Source organism: Achromobacter sp. FW305-C-13 (genome assembly GCF_058783475.1).
Genome location: NZ_JBYSYN010000004.1, coordinates 336,378 through 352,028, shown reverse-complemented (window position 1 = coordinate 352,028; position 15,651 = coordinate 336,378). Strand labels below are relative to the sequence as shown.

Here is a 15,651-nt window from a genome sequence, read left to right as displayed (position 1 = left end):
TTGTCCATTGCGCCACTGGCAGCGCGTGCAACGGGCGCCGCCCGATCGGGATGCCGCGGAGCCGGCTTTGCCGGTCCGCAGGCATGCCCCCTTGAGGGGGAAGCGCGTAGCGCTTCGGGGGTGGGCGTCATCGCTTGGGGTCCAGGCTTTCACGCAGGCGATCGCCCACGATGTTGATGGAAAGAATCAGCACCAGCAGGGCGATGCCCGGGAACAGGCTGATCCAGTAGTCGCCCGACAGCAGGTATTGGAAACCGTTGGAGATCAACAGGCCCAGCGACGGCTCGGTGATCGGCACGCCGACCCCCAGGAAGGACAGCGTCGCTTCCAGCGCGATCGCGGTGGCGATCTGGATGGTGGCGAACACCATGACGGGGCCCAGGCAGTTGGGCAGCAGGTGGAACACCATGATGCGCCAGGCCGGAAAGCCCAGGTTGGCGGCCGCTTCCACGTATTCCTTGCGGCGCTCCTGCAGCGCGCGGCTGCGCATGATGCGGGCGTAGTGGCCCCATTGCACCAGCACCAGCGCCAGGATCACCTTGTCGACCCCGCGCCCCAGCACCACCAGCAGCACCAGCGCCACCAAAATGGTCGGGAAACCCAGGATGAAGTCGACGATGCGCATCAGCACGGTGTCGACCAGGCCGCCGACATAGGCGGCGACCAGGCCGACCGCGCCGCCGACGGCGGTGGCCAGCACCACGGCGGACAGACCCACCATCAGGCTGATGCGCAGGCCATACAGGATGGCGCTGAGCATGTCGCGGCCCTGGTCGTCGGTGCCGAGCCAGGCGATGCTGCCGTCCATCAGCGCCTGGCGCGGCGCCAGGCGGCCGTCCATCAGCGACAGGTTGGCCAGGTCATACGGGTTCTGCGGCGCAAAGTACGGGGCGAAGATCACCAGGACCACCAGGATGGCCAGCGCGATTACCGAACCGCGCACCGTGGGGCGCGCGCGCAGTTTCTTCAGGATGGAGGCGCGCTGCGGCGTCTCAGCCAGAGGCTGGACGGTGCGGGTGCGGCCGGGATTGGGAGAGTTAGCCATGGCGGATTATTGAGCGGGGGTCACGAGCTGCACGCGCGGGTCGAGCGCGGCGTACAGGATGTCCACAACCAGGTTGATGACCACGAAGATCAGGGTGACCAGCATCACGTACGCGACCACCACGGGGCGGTCCAGCTGGTAGACGCTGTCGATCAGCAGCTTGCCCATGCCGGGCCATGCGAACACGGTCTCGGTGATGGTGGAGTAGGCGATCAGGCTGCCGAATTCCATGCCGATCACGGTCACGACCGGGATCAGGATGTTGCGCAGGATGTGGCGGCGCACGATGCGGCCGGGCTTGACGCCCTTGGCGCGCGCGAACTTCACGTAGTCCTGGCTGCGGGCCTCGACCACGCCGGAGGCGGTCAGGCGCAGCACCAGCGCGATGTTGGCCAGCGCCAGGTTGATGGCCGGCATGATCAGGTGCGACCAGCCGTCGGCCGTCAGGATGGACAGGCGCACGCCCAGCACAGTGACGGTGTCGCCGCGCCCGGTGGCGGGCAGCCATCCCAGCCAGACGGCGAACAGCAGGATCAGCATCATGCCCTGCCAGAAGTTCGGCAGCGAAAAGCCCAGCACGGACGACGCCATGATGCCGCGGCCCAGGTAGTCGTCGCGGTACAGGCCGGCGACGAGCCCCAGCGGGATGCCGACCACACAGGTCAGCATGATGGCCACGAAGACGAGCTCGAAGGTGGCGGGGATGCGTTGCACGATCAGTTCGACCGCGGGGATGCCGTGCACGAAGGACGTGCCCAGGTCACCGTGCAGCGCGCGCCACAGGAATCCGGTGTATTGCTGCCACACGGGCAGGTCCAGGCCCAGGCGGGCGATCATCGCCTCGCGGGCGGCCTGGCTGGCTTCGGGGCTGACCAGCAGTTCGATCGGGTCGCCCACGGCGTACACCGCGAAGAAGACCACGACCGAAACGGCCAGCAGCACGAACAGACTCTGTATCAGTCTGCGTAGGATGAACAAGGCCACGTGATGATTTCCTTGGTGGGCTCAGGGTTTCTTGGCGCCGCGTGCTTACTTGGCGGGTTTGGCCGACATGGCCAGGGTGTACTGATCGGCCCGGCCTTCGTAGGCCAGCCCCTTCTTGAACGCCCAGATACTGCTTTCAAAGTGCAGGGGGATGCTGGGCAGGTCGGCCAGTGCAAGGGTCAGGGACTGTTGCAGCAGCTTTTCCCGCTCGGCCGGGTCCACGGTTACCAGCGCGCGCTTGAACACGCCGTCGAACTCGGGGTTGTCGTAACCGCCGTAGTTGCTGGTGCCCAGGCCTTGCGCTTTGTCGAACCGGGTAACCCAGTATTGTAGGAAAGACGAGGCTTCACCGGTTTCGGATGACCAGCCGCCCATCGCAAAGCTGAATTCGCGCTTGGCGCGCTTGGGGAAATACACCGAGCGCGTCATCGCGTCGACGGTCGTCTTGATGCCCACGCGGGACAGGTACTGCGCCACCGCCTGCGAGATCTGGGCGTCGTTGATGTAGCGGTCGTTGGTGGACGAGACGGCCAGTTCGAAGCCGTTGGGGTAGCCGGCTTCGGCCAGCAGCTTCTTGGCGCCTTCCGGGTCGTACTTCAGTTCGGGCGGATGGGGCAGCGTGCCGAACATGCCGTCGGGCAGGAACTGGTTGGCGGGGGTGGCCGCGCCGTCCATGATGCGGTCGGCGATGGTCTTGCGGTCGATGGCCATCGAAATGGCGCGGCGCACGCGCACGTCCTGCAAGGGGTTCTTGCCGTCGGCGGCCTTGACCGTGGGGCTGGGGCTGCGGGCCACGTCAAACTGGAAATACACCACGCGCACGGACGGCGTGATTACGTAGCCGTAGCCCGGGGTTTGCGAAATGCGCTTTACGTCGCGGGCGGCGGGGTTTTCGATCAGGTCGAAATCGCCGGCCAGAAGGCCCGTCAGGCGCGGGCCCGCCGCAGGCACCGGCACCAGCTTGACGGCCGGCCAGGCAGGCTTGTCGCCCCAGTAGCCGTCGTTGCGGGCCAGTTCGATGGCGGTGCCCTTCACGTAGGACTTCAGCGTGTAGGGGCCGGTGCCGATCACGTCGCGACCGCCGTTGAAGTCGGCCACCGTGGGCCAGGGGCCCGTCACGCCGCACTTGTTCTTCAGGTCGAACGTGATGGGGCCGTGCTCGACGATGCCGCTCCACAGCATGGCGGTGCGGGTCAGGTCGTTGGGCAAGAGCGGATAGGGCTTGTGCGTCTTGATGACCAGCGTGTTGCCGTCGCGCGCCTGCACATCAGCGAACTTCTGGACGACGGCGGGGTACGAGCCGCCGATGGACTGTTCGTTGTTCATCACGCGGCAGAACGTGAAGATCACGTCCTGCGCGGTGAAGGGCTGGCCGTTTGCGAACTTCACGCCGTCGCGCAGCTTGAATTCCCAGGTGGTGTCGTCCACCGCCTTCCAGGCCGTGGCCAGCCGCGGGATCAGGGCCATCTTGGCGTCCTGCCCCACCAGCGTCTCGAACATGTGCGAGGTCATCGCATCGTTCGGCGTGGCCTGATGGTAGTGCGGGTCCATCGACGTCGGTTCGGACGACAGGCCGATCTTCAGGGTAGAGGGCGGGGTCTGGGCCTGGACGGCCGCCGTACAGGCGGCGAGCGTACAGGCCAGCAAGGCGCTGCGGATGAATACCTGGGCTGACATGTTTTTCCCTAGTTGTTATGGGTAGTGCCGGTCGTGCTCGTCGTGCCGAAGGGCGCCTCTGGCGGGCGCTCCCTCGTGGTGAATCAGGGATGCGGATCAGGCGATAGGCTGGGCCAGGCGGACGACCGTCACGCCGGGCCGCAGGTTCGCGGTGGACGGCATGATCAGTACGCAGTTGTCGTAGGGGGTGGCGACGGGTTCGCCTTCGGACCAGCCGATCACGGTGCCGGCGGCCGCCAGCGTTTCCAGGCCCTTCCAGGGCTCGGCGAAACGGAAGTCGGCGCTCTTGGCGGCCACCGCATGCGTTACGCGCAGCGCGCGCTGCGCCGGGGCGCCGGGCGCGACCCAGCCAGCGGGGATGTCTTGGGCATCGACCGTGCCGGCTTCCAGCAGGAAGCGCGCCATCTGGTCCACGGCCACGCCGCGCGCCTCGGGTGCGCCGTGAAAGCCGCATTCGATCAGCAGGGAACGCGTGCCGTTGTCGCCCGCTTCGCCGAAGCGGCCGTAATCGCGCATGCGCACGCCGGCGGCATGGCCGGCGTCGGCGATGATGGTGGCGGGGTTGCCCAGCGCGAGCGCCAGGTCGATATTGCGCTGTTCCATGCCGGTCAGTTGCAGCGGCACGTCGGAATTGCTCATCGAATGGAAGTCCAGCAGCCAGTCGGCCTGTTCCACCCACGGGCGGATCTCGGCGGCGCGGCGGCGTTCCTGGCTGATCGGCAGGCCCAGCTTGTCGTCGCTCCAGACGCGGTTCATGTCTTCGTCGACGAAGCGCGCGGGGGCGTAGTTGGCGGCGTCGAAACGGTCGAACGCGGCCAGGTTGCAGAACGCCAGCGTCAGCGAACCGCGGCGCGGACGCAGACCGGCAGCCAGCGCTTCCTTCAACGCCCAGGCGCCGCACAGCTCATTGCCGTGGATCAGCGCGCTCAGCATGACCCGCTTGCCCGGCACGCCCGAATCGAAATGCCAGACGCCCGGCGTATCCGTATTGCCCAGGCGTTCGGCCGACAGGTCGGGACAGGCAAGCAGGAAAGGGCGCGGACGGGGCGCGGACGGGGACGTGGGCATGGGAACTCCGATGAAGCGAGGGGATTGTATAGGGGTTGGGGCCAGGCGAGCTTCATTCGCGCACCGGTGCGATGCGGTCCCCGCGAATTCTAGGAGTTTGGCAGCTTTCTCTACAATTAGAATATTTATCGGCAGCTTTGCTGAAAAGGCAAAGGTCTGCGCCGGCAGCGAGGCTTGAACATGCACGGAATCGCCCTGAAGTACTTTCTGGAGGTTGCCCAGGCGGGCAGCCTGAGCGGCGCGTCCGAGCGCCTGCATGTGGCGGTGTCGGCAATCAGCCGGCAGATCGCCAAGCTGGAAGAGGAAGCGGGGGCGCCGCTTTTCGAGCGCGCCGCCCGGGGCATGGTCCTGAGCCCTGCGGGCCAGTTGCTGCTGGCGCACGCCCGGCGCACCATGCTTGAGGCTGAGTCGGTCTTGCAGGAGATTGCCGCCGCCCGCGGCATGGCGCGCAACGAGATCCGGGTGGCGGCGGTCGAAGGCGTCGCGCGCATCTTCGTGCCGTCGGTGATGGCGCGCTTTCACCAGGAACGGCCGAATATCCGCTTCGACCTCTTCGTGGGATCCCCGGCCGAGGTAAGCCGCCGGGTGGCGGAAGGCGGGGCCGATCTGGGCATGACGTTCATCGCCGAACGGGTCAATGGGGTCAGCGTGCGGTATTCGCGCCGCGCGCCGGTGCACGCCGTCATGGCGTCCAACCATCCGCTGGCCGGCCATCGCAGCGTCAGCCTGCAGGACCTCAGCGATTTTCCGCTGGCGTTGACCGGGGCGGGCACCACCACGCGCCAGCTCTTCGAAATGGGCTGCGCGCTGGAATCGGTGCAACTGGACCCGGTGCTGACGTGCAACGATTCCTCGCCCCTGCACGGTTTCGTGTTCGGCACGGACGCCATCATGCTCAGCGGCTATATCTCGGTGGCGTGGAGCCTGCGGCGCGACGAACTGGTGGCCGTGCCGATTTCCAACGTCGAGCTGCAATCGCGCACGCTGCAGATCCAGGTGATGCCGGGGCGGGTGCTGCCGCCCAAGGCAGAGGCGTTCATCGAACTGCTGTCCCGGGAACTGGACCAGGCGCTGGCGGCGGGCCCGGCGGGGCGGCCATAAGGGGCGGCCATAAGGTCTGGCCATACGGCGTGCCCCCGGCGCCGGCTCTCGTGGCGGGGCGAAAAAAAACGGCTGCCCGAAGGCAGCCGTTCTGTCGTTCAGGCGGACCTGATTACTTCTTTTCGGGCGTGACCGAGGTGGCCAGCGTGTATTGGTCGCGGCGGCCTTCGTAGGTGATGCCCTTGCGGAAGGCCCAGATGCTGCTTTCGAAGTGCAGCGGGATCAGCGGCACGTTGTCCAGGGCGATCTGGGTGGATTCCTGCAGCAGCTTTTCACGCTTGGGCGCGTCCACCGTCACGATGGCCTGCTTGTACACCTTGTCGAAATCGGCGTTGGAGAACCCGCCGTAGTTGCTGGTGCCCAGGCTGTTGGGCGAATCCAGGGACGCGACCCACAGCTGGAACAGCGCCGAGGCTTCACCCGTTTCCGCCGGCCAGCCGCCCATCGAGAAGCTGAACTCGCGCTTGGCGCGCTTGGGGAAATAGATGGAGGCCGTCATGGCGTCCACGTTGGTCTTGATGCCGACGCGGGCCAGGTACTGGGCCACGGCCTGGGCCACCTGGCCGTCGTTGACGTAACGGTCGTTGGTGGACGACAGCGTCATTTCAAAGCCGTTCGGGTAGCCGGCTTCGGCCAGCAGCTTCTTGGCGCCTTCCGGGTCGTACTTGATTTCCGGTGCCTTGGGCAGCGCGCCGAACATGCCGTCGGGCATGAACTGGTAGGCCGGGGTGGCCATGCCGTCCATGATGCGGGCGGTGATGGTCTTGCGGTCGATGGCCATGGAAATAGCCTTGCGAACACGCAGGTCCTGCAGCGGGTTCTTGCCGTCGGTCGTCTTGACGAACGGGCTCGGGTTGCGGCCCACGTCCGGCTGGAAGAACACCAGGCGGGTGGACGGCGTGGCCACGAAGCCGAACTTCGGGTTGTCCTTCAGGCGCGGCAGGTCGCGGGCGGCCGGGTTTTCGATCATGTCGAAGTCGCCGGACAGCAGGCCGGTCAGGCGCGGGCCGGCGGACGGCACCGGCACGAACTTCACTTCCTTCCAGTAGGGCTTCTCGCCCCAATATTGTTCGTTGCGGACCAGCTCGATGCCAGTGCCCTTCACGTACGACTTCAGGGTGTACGGGCCGGTGCCGATGGCGTCCTTGCCGTTGTTGAAGTCGGCCACCGTCGGCCAGGCGCCGGTCACGCCGCAACCCTTCTTCGGGTCGAACGTCAGTTTGCCGTGCTCGACGATGCCGTTCCAGACGATGGGCAGCGAGCGGGCCAGTTCGGCGGGCATCAGCGGGAAGGGCTCACCGGTCTTGATGATGACGGTGTGCGCATCCGGCGTCTGGACGTCGGTGATGCGCTTGGTCATGTCCATGTAGGACTGCGACACGTTGGTTTCGTTGTTCAGCGTGCGGCAGATCGTGAACAGCACGTCCTCGGACGTGAACGGCTTGCCGTTGGAGAACTTGACGTCGTCGCGCAGCTTGAATTCCCAGGTCAGGTCGTCCAGGTTCTTCCACGACGTGGCCAGCTGGGGCGTCAGTTTCATGTCGGCGCTGCGGCCCACCAGCGAACTGTAGACGTGCGCGGAGAACGCGTCGTTCTGCGTCATCTTGTGATAGTGGGGGTCTGCCGAAGTGGGTTCGGCCGACAGGCCGATCTTCAGCGTCTGGGCTTGGGCGGCTGCCAAGGGGATGGCGGCGGCCACAAGGGCCAGGGTGGTGCGCAACTTCATGGTGACAACTCCGGATGGATAACGAACCGGATCGTGCCTGCGCAAGAACCACCGGGCGGGCCGGGCGGGCAGCGGGTGCCGGCCGGGGGGCTTACGGTGTTTGGCGCCAGGCACGACGGCAAGGGGCCGATTATCGGTAGGGGCTTCGCGCGCTGTCAATGAAGAACGGCGAATCGGGCGCTAGGGAAAACGCCGAGAGGAGGGGTGCGGCAGCAGGGCCGGGAGGGCGTCGCGAGGGCTCCCAACAGCATGAATGGGAGCCGGCGCGGCGCGATGGCGCCGGTGAGGGGCAGGCGCCGGAGTCCGCCGAACGGGGTGCTTGGACCGGCCAAGCAGGCCGTTGCAACGGCAGCGCGCCGGGCTGAATCGCGGGAGATCGGTCGCGATTCAGTCCAGCGCAGCTGTACTTACCACTGAGAGCCGGAGAAGCGCGAGCTGGCGGCGCGGGCCTTGTTCATCGATTCGTTCACTTCGTCGATGAAGGCAAACACGCTGGCGACAGCGGCCATCACGGTTTGGCCAGCCTTCTTCAGGTTGGTCAGCGGGTGGGAATTCGGTTGGTTCTCGAGAGCGCCGCGGAGCAGGTCGCGCTCCAGCGCGTCGGTCAGGCGGGCAGTGCTATTCAAGGTCAGTTCGCTCATGGTCTTCTCCAGTCCGTTTCGTCTTGGGGTAAACCATTATAGGGATAACCCTAAATTAAAAGCAACGACCTTTTAGGGGAAAACCCTAGTATGTTGTAAAAATGTTTATGCGACGGGGACTTAGCGCGCTTTTTGCCCCTTAGCGGCCATTTCGCAGGGCGCGGGCGGCATCCGCGAGCTCCCCCGCCGTCAGCCCGATAGGGCCGATGCCGCGGGCCACCAGTGCGTCGGCCGCGGTGCCGTGCAGCCAGACGGCGCCGGACACGGCTTGTTCGAAGGGCAGCTTCTGGGCGATCAGCGATCCCAGCATCCCGGCCAATACGTCCCCCGTTCCGGCGGTGGCCAGTCCGGGGTTGCCGCTGGTGTTGGTCCGCCGGCTGCCGTCCGGCGAGCAGACGATGGTGCCGGCGCCTTTGAGCACCACCCAGGCATTGAAACGTTGCGCCAGTTGCCAGGCCGCGCCCCGCCGATCCGCCTGCACCTGTGCGGCCGTCAGTCCCAACAGGCGGCCCGCTTCGGCGGGATGCGGGGTCAGCACGACGGGGCCGGGGCCCCAATTGGGCTGGATGTCGCCCTGGGCCAGCAGGTTCAGGCCGTCGGCGTCCAGCACCAGCGGGGCTTCATGCCGCAGGACGAACAGTTCCGACAGCATATTGGCCGCCAGCGCGCCCGTGCCGATGCCGCAGCCGGCGACCCAGGCGGTGATGCCCCAGTCCTCCTCCAGCAGGGACCGCGCGTCGCGCAGCATCAGTTCGGGTTGCAGCGGGTCGCAGGCAAGGGGCGCCGCGTCCTGCGCAAAGCCGACCAGCACCTTGCCGGCACCCACCTTCAGCGCGGCGCGGCCCGCCAGCAACACCGCGCCCGCCATGCCCGGGCCGCCGCCCACGATGCCGACGGTGCCGAAGCTGCCCTTGTGGGTGTCCGCGCCGCGGGGGGCGAACAGAGCAGGCAGGCTGGCGCGGTCGATGGGGGCGCCGGCGGACGGGGCGGGGGTGTTCATGGGGTGAGGCTCCTTCGGGCTGTCGGCGGGTGGACGCCGATGTATCCACTATAGTTCGCAAAAACGCGCCGGCCTCAGGCTTGCCCCACTGGTAAAGACAACGCGGAGAAGACAATGACTGATATCACGCTGCAACACTATTCGGCCTACGAGTCCCTGAAGCTGCGCCGGCATCCCGGCGGCGTGCTGGAACTGATCATGGGCGCCAAGGGCGGCGTGCCGGGCAAGCTGTCCACGGCGGACGACCGCATGCACCGCGAACTGGCCGATATCTGGCGCGATATCGACACCGACCCCGACACCCGGGTGGTGGTGATCCGCGGCGAAGGCAAGGGCTTTTCCGGCGGCGGCGACCTGGACCTGGTGCAGCAGATGGCGGACGACTTCGACGTGCGCACCCGCGTCTGGCGCGAAGCCCGCGACCTGGTCTACAACATCATCAATTGCAGCAAGCCCATTGTGTCCGCCATGCATGGCGCGGCCGTGGGCGCGGGGCTGGTGGCCGGGCTGCTGGCCGACATCTCGATCGCGGCGCGCGACGCGCGGATCATCGACGGCCACACCCGCCTGGGCGTGACCGCGGGCGACCACGCCGCTATCGTCTGGCCGCTGTTGTGCGGCATGGCCCGCGCCAAGTACTACCTGATGCTGTGCGAAACCGTCACGGGAGAGGAAGCCGAGCGCATCGGCCTGGTGTCGCTGTGCGTGGACGAGGCCGAGCTCATCACCCGCGCCTTCGAAGTGGCCAACAAGCTGGCCGCCGGCTCGCAGACCGCCATTCGCTGGACCAAGTATTCGCTGAACAACTGGCTGCGCATGGCTGGCCCCACCTTCGACACGTCGCTCGCGTTGGAATTCATGGGCTTCGGCGGGCCGGACGTCAAAGAGGGGGTCAAATCCCTGCGAGAGCGCCGGGCGCCCAATTTCCGGCCCGATTCGCCGTTCTGAAGCGATGGGTTGCACGAGCAACCCATCTGCCGCATGCATCAGTGATGGGTTACGTGCGGCATGCCTCAGTGTGCTTTGGGGCGCCGGAACGCACTCCACCCATCCTACAAGCGGCGGTCTTGCCCCGTAGGATGGGTGGAGCGCGAAAACCCCGCCGCAAAAGCGCCGTAGCGCAGCGCGCGCAACCCATCTTCACGCACGCCGCTATTTCTTGAAGAACTTCGCGAACGCCGCCTGCGCCTCTTCGGTTTGCAGGCGGGCGCGGAATTGCTGGGCTTCGTAGTCCAGCGTTTCCTGGATGGCCTGCCGGTCGGCGCGTTTCATCATGGCCTTGGTCAGGCGCAGCGCCGCGGGCGGCTGGCGCGCCAGGTCGGCGGCGGTTGCCTGCGCGGCCGCAAGCGCCTGGCCCTTGGGCGCGACCGAGGTCGCCAAACCCGCCTCGTGCGCGTCGGCGGCCGAGAACGCCTTGCCCTGCAGCAGCCATTCGGCGGCTCGGCGTCCGGCCAGGCGCGGCATCAGCAGGCTGGAGGCGCCTTCCGGGCACAGGCCCAGCGCCACGAACGGCATGCGCAAGGTGGCGCCTTCGCCGATATGGACGAAATCGCAGTGCTGCAGCAGGGTCACGCCGATGCCGATGGCGTAGCCCTCGACCGCAGCGATGACCGGCACCTCCGCCGTGGTCAGGGCCCGCAGGAACGTCAGGCCGGCGCTGTCGCCCGCGCCGCGTTCGGCCTGGAAGTCGCGCAGGTCGTTGCCGGCCGTGAAGTGTTCGCCCGCGCCGGTGAGGATCACCGCCGATACCGACAGGTCGGCCGACGCCAGCGAGATCTGTTCGGTCAAGGCCGCGTACGTCGCCGTATCCAGCGCGTTGCGGCGGTCCTGGCGATCGATGGTCAGCGTCAGGACGGCGCCGTCGCGCGCCACCTTCAGGCCCGCGCTCATGCGTAGGTCCTGGCGGCCAATTGCGCGCGGGCTTCGTCGTACTCGCGGCGCAGCGTGTCGACGATCTTGCGGGTGGGTTCGATGCTGGCGATGCCGCCCACGCCCTGGCCCGCGCCCCAGATGTCTTTCCACGGCTTGACCCGGGACGAACCGAAGTTGGACGCGCCGCTGTCCGGCTGCGGCAGGTTGGCCGGATCCAGCCCGGCGGCCGCGATGCTGGCCTTCAGGTAGTTGCCGGGAATGCCGGTGAAGAACGGGGTGTAGAGGATGTCGGACGCGCTGGCCTCGACGATGGCGGATTTGTAGCCTTCGCTGGCATTGGCTTCTTCGCTGGCGATGAAGCGCGTGCCCATGTAGGCGAAGTCGGCGCCCATGGCCAGCGCCGCCAGCACGTGTGCGCCGGACGTGATGGCGCCCGACAGGATCAACGGGCCGTCATAGAAGCGGCGCACTTCGGACACCAGTGCGAAGGGGCTTAGCGTGCCGGCATGGCCGCCTGCGCCTGCGCAGACCAGGATCAGCCCGTCCACGCCGGCTTCCAGCGCTTTTTCGGCGTGGCGGATGGTGGTGACGTCGTGGAACACCTTGCCGCCCCAGTCGTGCACGCCTTTGACCAGGTCGCCGGGGGCGCGCAGGCTGGTGATGATCAGTGGCACGCGGTGGCTGGCGCATACGGCCAGGTCCTGCTCCAGGCGGTCGTTGGACTGGTGGATGATCTGGTTCACGGCGAACGGCGCCACGGCGGCGCCCGGATTCGCTTCACGGTACGAGGCCAGGCCGGCCTGCACTTCGTCCAGCCAATCCGTCAGCAGGCTTTGCGGGCGCGCGTTCAGCGCGGGAAACGACCCCACGATGCCGCTGGTGCATTGGGCGACTACCAGCGTCGGGTTGGAGACGATGAACATGGGGGCGCTGATGACCGGCAGGGACATCTGGCCATACAAATCTGTCACGAGAGAGTGGGGCATAGCGTCGTCGCGTTGTGTTCAGGTCAGTCCAGAAGAGGCCGCCAGCGGACAGGCTTGAGTCCCCGAGGCGGATGTGCCTATAATTACCTACCGACCGTCCGGTAATTAATTAATCTTTATTTAACGGCATGCGCCGAACTGCTGTCAATGGAGGCCCGCCCGGCCCCTTGGCCGCCCGCGGCGCAACCTCTTTGCAAAGGCTGTCATGGCGACCTCCGCCCCTCCTCCCCTGAAGCGCGCCCGCGCCGGCCGGCCTCCTACGTTGGCGGCCCCGCGCGAACGCATCCTGGAAGAAGCCGCCAAGCTCTTCGCCCAAAGCGGCTACGACGGCAGCTCCGTGTCGGATCTGGCGGCCGCCATTGGCGTGTCCAAGGCGGCCATCTACCATTACTACACGACCAAGCAGGACATCTACGACGCCATCATCCTGGGCGTGTTGAGCGGCCTGACCCAGAACGTGGGCCAGGACGTCGACCGCGCCGAGGGTGCCGCCGCCCGGCTGCGCGCGTTCATGGTCGGCCATGCCCGCTACTTCGAACAGCACCACGCCGAATTCGTGACGATGCTGATCGGCTATTCCGGCATGGCCCTGCCCGAACGCGAAGACGCCGCCCGGTTGCGCGACAGCTACGAGAAGCGCCTGCGCGAACTGATTGCGCAGGGCGTGGCCGACGGCGCGTTCCGCCCGCTGGACGTGGCCGCCACCGGCCGCGCCGTGCTGTCCATGCTGAACTGGATGGTGCGCTGGTACAAGCCGGGGCAAGGCGACAGCGCCGAAACTATCGCCGCCGGCTACTTCGATCTCCTGCTGGGCGGCATGCGCGCCTGAGCGCCGCCGCCGATATTCGCTTCCCCACACCGCATCCCTGCACCGCATTCCTTGTGAGACTCCCATCATGGCCCTGGACACCGAAACCCTGAACCTCCTCCTGGACGCCGTGCGCCGCTTCGTGCACGAGCGCCTGATCCCCGCCGAAGACGAACTGGCCTCAAGCGGCCAGGTCCCGCTCGCCATCGTCAACGAAATGCGCGAACTGGGTCTCTTCGGCCTGTCGATCGCGCCGGAATTCGGCGGCCTGGGCCTGACGATGGAAGAAGAAGTGCGCGTGGTGTTCGAACTGGGCCAGACCTCGCCCGCGTTTCGTTCGCTGGCCGGCACCAACATCGGCATCGGTTCGCAGGCCATCGTGCTGGCCGGCACGGACGACCAGCGCGCCCGCTACCTGCCCAAGCTGGCTAGCGGCGAACTGATCGGCTCGTTCGCATTGACCGAGCCCGATGCCGGCTCCGACGCGATGGCGTTGCGGCTTTCCGCCGAACGCGATGGCGACGGCTACGTGCTGAACGGCACCAAGCGCTACATCACCAACGCGCCCATCGCCGGCCTGTTCTCGGTCATGGCGCGCACCGCGCCGGAGCGCCGTGCCAACTCGATCTCGTGCTTCCTGGTCGAAGCCGGCACCCCGGGCCTGAGCATCGGCAAGCCCGACAAGAAGATGGGCCAGGCCGGCGCCCTGACGAGCGACGTGGTGTTCGACAACTGCCGCGTGCCCGCCAGCGCCTTGCTGGGCGGCGAAGAAGGCAATGGCTTTCGCACGTCGATGCGCGTGCTGGACAAGGGCCGCCTGCATATCTCGGCGCTGTGCGTGGGGATCGCCGACCGCTTGTTGTCAGACGCCGTCAAATACGCGATGGAGCGCAAGCAATTCGGCCAGCCGATTGCCGAGTTCCAGCTGATCCAGGCCATGATCGCCGACAGCCAGGCCGAGCTCTACGCCGCCCGCTGCATGGTGCTGGATGCCGCCCGCATGCGCGACCGCGGCGAAAACACCACGATGCAGGCCGCCTGCGCGAAGCTGTTCTCGACTGAAATGGTGGGCCGCGTCGCCGACCGCGCCGTGCAGATCCACGGCGGGGCGGGCTACATGTCGGAATACGCGGTGGAACGCTTCTACCGCGACGTGCGCCTGTTCCGCATCTTCGAAGGCACGTCGCAGATCCAGCAGCTGGTGATCGCGCGCGAAACGATCAAGGCCCATTCCTGATGCCAAGCCGGTCAGGGGGCGCGTGCGGCTGCGGGTGCCTGCACGCCACCCCTGCCGCGCACGCCCGCGTCCGTGCGCCGGCCGCCCGGCGATGCCGGCGACCGGCCCGGGGCTTGAACGGCTAATATCGCATATGACGCGCTGGCGGCCTGGCCCGCTGGCATGACGGACTCCAGTCTGGCTTGCGCTGGCCGCCAGCCCAGACGTTTTCATTTCCCATCTAGCGAAAAGAACACTGATGTCGCAACGTCCCGCTCCCCTTACCGGCATACGCGTGCTGGATCTCACCCGCGTACTGGCGGGCCCCTGGTGCACCCAGAACCTGGCCGACCTTGGCGCCGAAGTGATCAAGATCGAACGCCCCGGCGCCGGCGACGACACGCGCGCCTGGGGGCCTCCCTACCTGAAGGACGAAGCGGGCAACGACACCACCGAAGCCGCGTACTACCTGTCGGCCAACCGCAACAAGCTGTCGGTGGCGCTGGACATCGCGTCCCCGCGCGGCGCCGAGCTGGTGCGCGAACTGGCGCTGCAAAGCGACATCCTGGTCGAGAACTTCAAGGTGGGCGGGCTGAAGAAATACGGCCTGGACTACGAAAGCCTGAAGGCCATCAACCCGCGCCTGATCTATTGCTCGATCACCGGCTTCGGCCAGACGGGCCCGTACGCCAGCCGCCCCGGCTACGACTTCATGATCCAGGGCATGGGCGGGCTGATGAGCATCACCGGCGAACGCGATGACCTGCCCGGCGGCGGTCCGCAAAAGGCCGGCGTGGCGGTGGCCGACCTGATGACCGGCATGTATTCCACGGTGGGCATCCTGGCCGCGCTGCTGGAACGCGCCAACAGCGGCCTGGGGCAGCACATCGACATGGCGCTGCTGGATTGCCAGGTCTCGATGCTGGCCAACCAGAACCTGAACTTCATGACCTCGGGCGTGGCGCCCAAGCGCGCGGGCAATGCGCACCAGAACCTGGTGCCCTACCAGGTGTTCGCGGCGGCCGATGGCCACCTGATCGTGGCGGTCGGCAACGACAGCCAGTTCCGCAACTACTGCGGCGCGATCGGCCTGCCCGAACTGTCAGCGGACCCGCGCTTCTCGACCAACCCGCAGCGCGTGAAGAACCGGGCGGAACTGGTGCCGTTGCTGGCCGAACGCATGGCGACCGGCGCGCGGGACCACTGGCTGGCCGCGCTGGAGGGCGTGGGTGTGCCGGCAGGCCCCATCAATACGCTGGACCAGGTCTATGAAGACCCGCACGTGCTGGCGCGCGGCATGAAGCGCGAGCTGCCGCACCCGGCGGCCGGCCGCGTGCCCATGGCGTCCAGCCCGCTGAAGTTCTCGGACAGCCCGGTCGAATACCGCCGCCCGCCGCCCATGCTGGGCGAACACACCGCGCAGGTCCTGGCTGAAAAGCTGGGGCTGTCGGCCGAAGACATCCAGGCGCTGGCCCAGAGCCAGGCTTGAACGGAAGCGGAGCGGCCAGGCGGCCGCTCCGCTTTCGA

14 protein-coding genes are annotated in these 15,651 nt (G+C 67.1%); 5 read left to right on the top strand and 9 right to left on the bottom strand.

What is annotated here, in order from left to right:
• Positions 1–127: 127 nt before the first annotated feature.
• The 4 genes from AC3WMU_RS25240 to AC3WMU_RS25225 form a co-directional block, all read right to left on the bottom strand.
• A complete protein-coding gene (locus AC3WMU_RS25240) occupies positions 128–1,045 on the bottom strand; it encodes an ABC transporter permease (protein WP_088591027.1) in 918 nt (305 codons plus the stop codon).
• Positions 1,046–1,051: 6 nt separating this feature from the next.
• Positions 1,052–2,029 (bottom strand): ABC transporter permease, encoded by a 978-nt coding sequence (locus AC3WMU_RS25235; protein WP_006227256.1) that lies wholly within the window; start codon positions 2,027–2,029, stop codon positions 1,052–1,054.
• 45 nt (positions 2,030–2,074) lie between these two features.
• Entirely contained in the window at positions 2,075–3,706 is a 1,632-nt protein-coding gene (locus tag AC3WMU_RS25230) for an ABC transporter substrate-binding protein (protein ID WP_454676064.1), read from the bottom strand.
• A 96-nt stretch (positions 3,707–3,802) separates the two neighbouring features.
• Positions 3,803–4,774 (bottom strand): M14 family metallopeptidase, encoded by a 972-nt coding sequence (locus tag AC3WMU_RS25225; RefSeq protein WP_006227254.1) that lies wholly within the window; start codon positions 4,772–4,774, stop codon positions 3,803–3,805.
• A gap of 180 nt (positions 4,775–4,954) precedes the next feature.
• Between AC3WMU_RS25225 and AC3WMU_RS25220 the strand changes: the two genes are divergently transcribed.
• Entirely contained in the window at positions 4,955–5,875 is a 921-nt protein-coding gene (locus tag AC3WMU_RS25220) for a LysR family transcriptional regulator (protein WP_492283121.1), read from the top strand.
• A gap of 112 nt (positions 5,876–5,987) precedes the next feature.
• Here AC3WMU_RS25220 and AC3WMU_RS25215 read toward each other — a convergent pair whose 3' ends face one another.
• From AC3WMU_RS25215 to AC3WMU_RS25205, 3 genes are all read right to left on the bottom strand, one after another.
• Complete coding sequence (locus AC3WMU_RS25215) at positions 5,988–7,601, bottom strand: ABC transporter substrate-binding protein (RefSeq protein WP_006227252.1); 1,614 nt, start codon at positions 7,599–7,601, stop codon at positions 5,988–5,990.
• A 407-nt stretch (positions 7,602–8,008) separates the two neighbouring features.
• Positions 8,009–8,242 (bottom strand): hypothetical protein, encoded by a 234-nt coding sequence (locus AC3WMU_RS25210; protein WP_006227251.1) that lies wholly within the window; start codon positions 8,240–8,242, stop codon positions 8,009–8,011.
• Positions 8,243–8,381: 139 nt separating this feature from the next.
• Positions 8,382–9,242 (bottom strand): NAD(P)H-hydrate dehydratase, encoded by an 861-nt coding sequence (locus tag AC3WMU_RS25205; RefSeq protein WP_424626662.1) that lies wholly within the window; start codon positions 9,240–9,242, stop codon positions 8,382–8,384.
• A gap of 114 nt (positions 9,243–9,356) precedes the next feature.
• Between AC3WMU_RS25205 and AC3WMU_RS25200 the strand changes: the two genes are divergently transcribed.
• Entirely contained in the window at positions 9,357–10,190 is an 834-nt protein-coding gene (locus AC3WMU_RS25200; RefSeq protein WP_006227249.1) for an enoyl-CoA hydratase/isomerase family protein, read from the top strand.
• A gap of 204 nt (positions 10,191–10,394) precedes the next feature.
• Here the strand turns inward: AC3WMU_RS25200 and AC3WMU_RS25195 are convergent, their stop codons facing one another.
• Both AC3WMU_RS25195 and AC3WMU_RS25190 read right to left on the bottom strand, forming a co-directional pair.
• Positions 10,395–11,132 carry an enoyl-CoA hydratase-related protein gene (locus tag AC3WMU_RS25195; protein ID WP_006227248.1) on the bottom strand — a complete coding sequence of 246 codons (738 nt, stop codon included), beginning with the start codon at positions 11,130–11,132 and terminating at the stop codon, positions 10,395–10,397.
• Positions 11,129–12,100 (bottom strand): NAD(P)H-dependent flavin oxidoreductase, encoded by a 972-nt coding sequence (locus tag AC3WMU_RS25190; protein WP_035214045.1) that lies wholly within the window; start codon positions 12,098–12,100, stop codon positions 11,129–11,131. Before AC3WMU_RS25190 ends, AC3WMU_RS25195 begins: the two co-directional genes overlap by 4 nt.
• Positions 12,101–12,305: 205 nt before the next feature.
• Here AC3WMU_RS25190 and AC3WMU_RS25185 point away from each other — a divergent pair, with 205 nt between their 5' ends.
• The 3 genes from AC3WMU_RS25185 to AC3WMU_RS25175 all read left to right on the top strand — a co-directional run bounded on the left by AC3WMU_RS25185 (position 12,306) and on the right by AC3WMU_RS25175 (position 15,613).
• Entirely contained in the window at positions 12,306–12,929 is a 624-nt protein-coding gene (locus AC3WMU_RS25185; RefSeq protein ID WP_492283120.1) for a TetR/AcrR family transcriptional regulator, read from the top strand.
• A gap of 67 nt (positions 12,930–12,996) precedes the next feature.
• On the top strand, positions 12,997–14,145 hold the full coding sequence (locus tag AC3WMU_RS25180) for an acyl-CoA dehydrogenase family protein (protein WP_492283119.1): 1,149 nt from the start codon (positions 12,997–12,999) through the stop codon (positions 14,143–14,145).
• Positions 14,146–14,383: 238 nt separating this feature from the next.
• Positions 14,384–15,613, top strand: coding sequence for a CaiB/BaiF CoA transferase family protein (locus AC3WMU_RS25175; RefSeq protein WP_006227244.1), 1,230 nt, complete (start codon positions 14,384–14,386; stop codon positions 15,611–15,613).
• Positions 15,614–15,651 lie beyond the last annotated feature (38 nt).

Coding starts and splice junctions, on each gene's coding strand:
- AC3WMU_RS25185 (WP_492283120.1), top strand. CDS start 12,306: ATGGCGACCTCCGCCCCTCCTCCCCTGAAGCGCGCCCGCGCCGGCCGG.
- AC3WMU_RS25230 (WP_454676064.1), bottom strand. CDS start 3,706: ATGTCAGCCCAGGTATTCATCCGCAGCGCCTTGCTGGCCTGTACGCTC.
- AC3WMU_RS25240 (WP_088591027.1), bottom strand. CDS start 1,045: ATGGCTAACTCTCCCAATCCCGGCCGCACCCGCACCGTCCAGCCTCTG.
- AC3WMU_RS25205 (WP_424626662.1), bottom strand. CDS start 9,242: ATGAACACCCCCGCCCCGTCCGCCGGCGCCCCCATCGACCGCGCCAGC.
- AC3WMU_RS25200 (WP_006227249.1), top strand. CDS start 9,357: ATGACTGATATCACGCTGCAACACTATTCGGCCTACGAGTCCCTGAAG.
- AC3WMU_RS25180 (WP_492283119.1), top strand. CDS start 12,997: ATGGCCCTGGACACCGAAACCCTGAACCTCCTCCTGGACGCCGTGCGC.
- AC3WMU_RS25220 (WP_492283121.1), top strand. CDS start 4,955: ATGCACGGAATCGCCCTGAAGTACTTTCTGGAGGTTGCCCAGGCGGGC.
- AC3WMU_RS25210 (WP_006227251.1), bottom strand. CDS start 8,242: ATGAGCGAACTGACCTTGAATAGCACTGCCCGCCTGACCGACGCGCTG.
- AC3WMU_RS25190 (WP_035214045.1), bottom strand. CDS start 12,100: ATGCCCCACTCTCTCGTGACAGATTTGTATGGCCAGATGTCCCTGCCG.
- AC3WMU_RS25215 (WP_006227252.1), bottom strand. CDS start 7,601: ATGAAGTTGCGCACCACCCTGGCCCTTGTGGCCGCCGCCATCCCCTTG.
- AC3WMU_RS25175 (WP_006227244.1), top strand. CDS start 14,384: ATGTCGCAACGTCCCGCTCCCCTTACCGGCATACGCGTGCTGGATCTC.
- AC3WMU_RS25225 (WP_006227254.1), bottom strand. CDS start 4,774: ATGCCCACGTCCCCGTCCGCGCCCCGTCCGCGCCCTTTCCTGCTTGCC.
- AC3WMU_RS25195 (WP_006227248.1), bottom strand. CDS start 11,132: ATGAGCGCGGGCCTGAAGGTGGCGCGCGACGGCGCCGTCCTGACGCTG.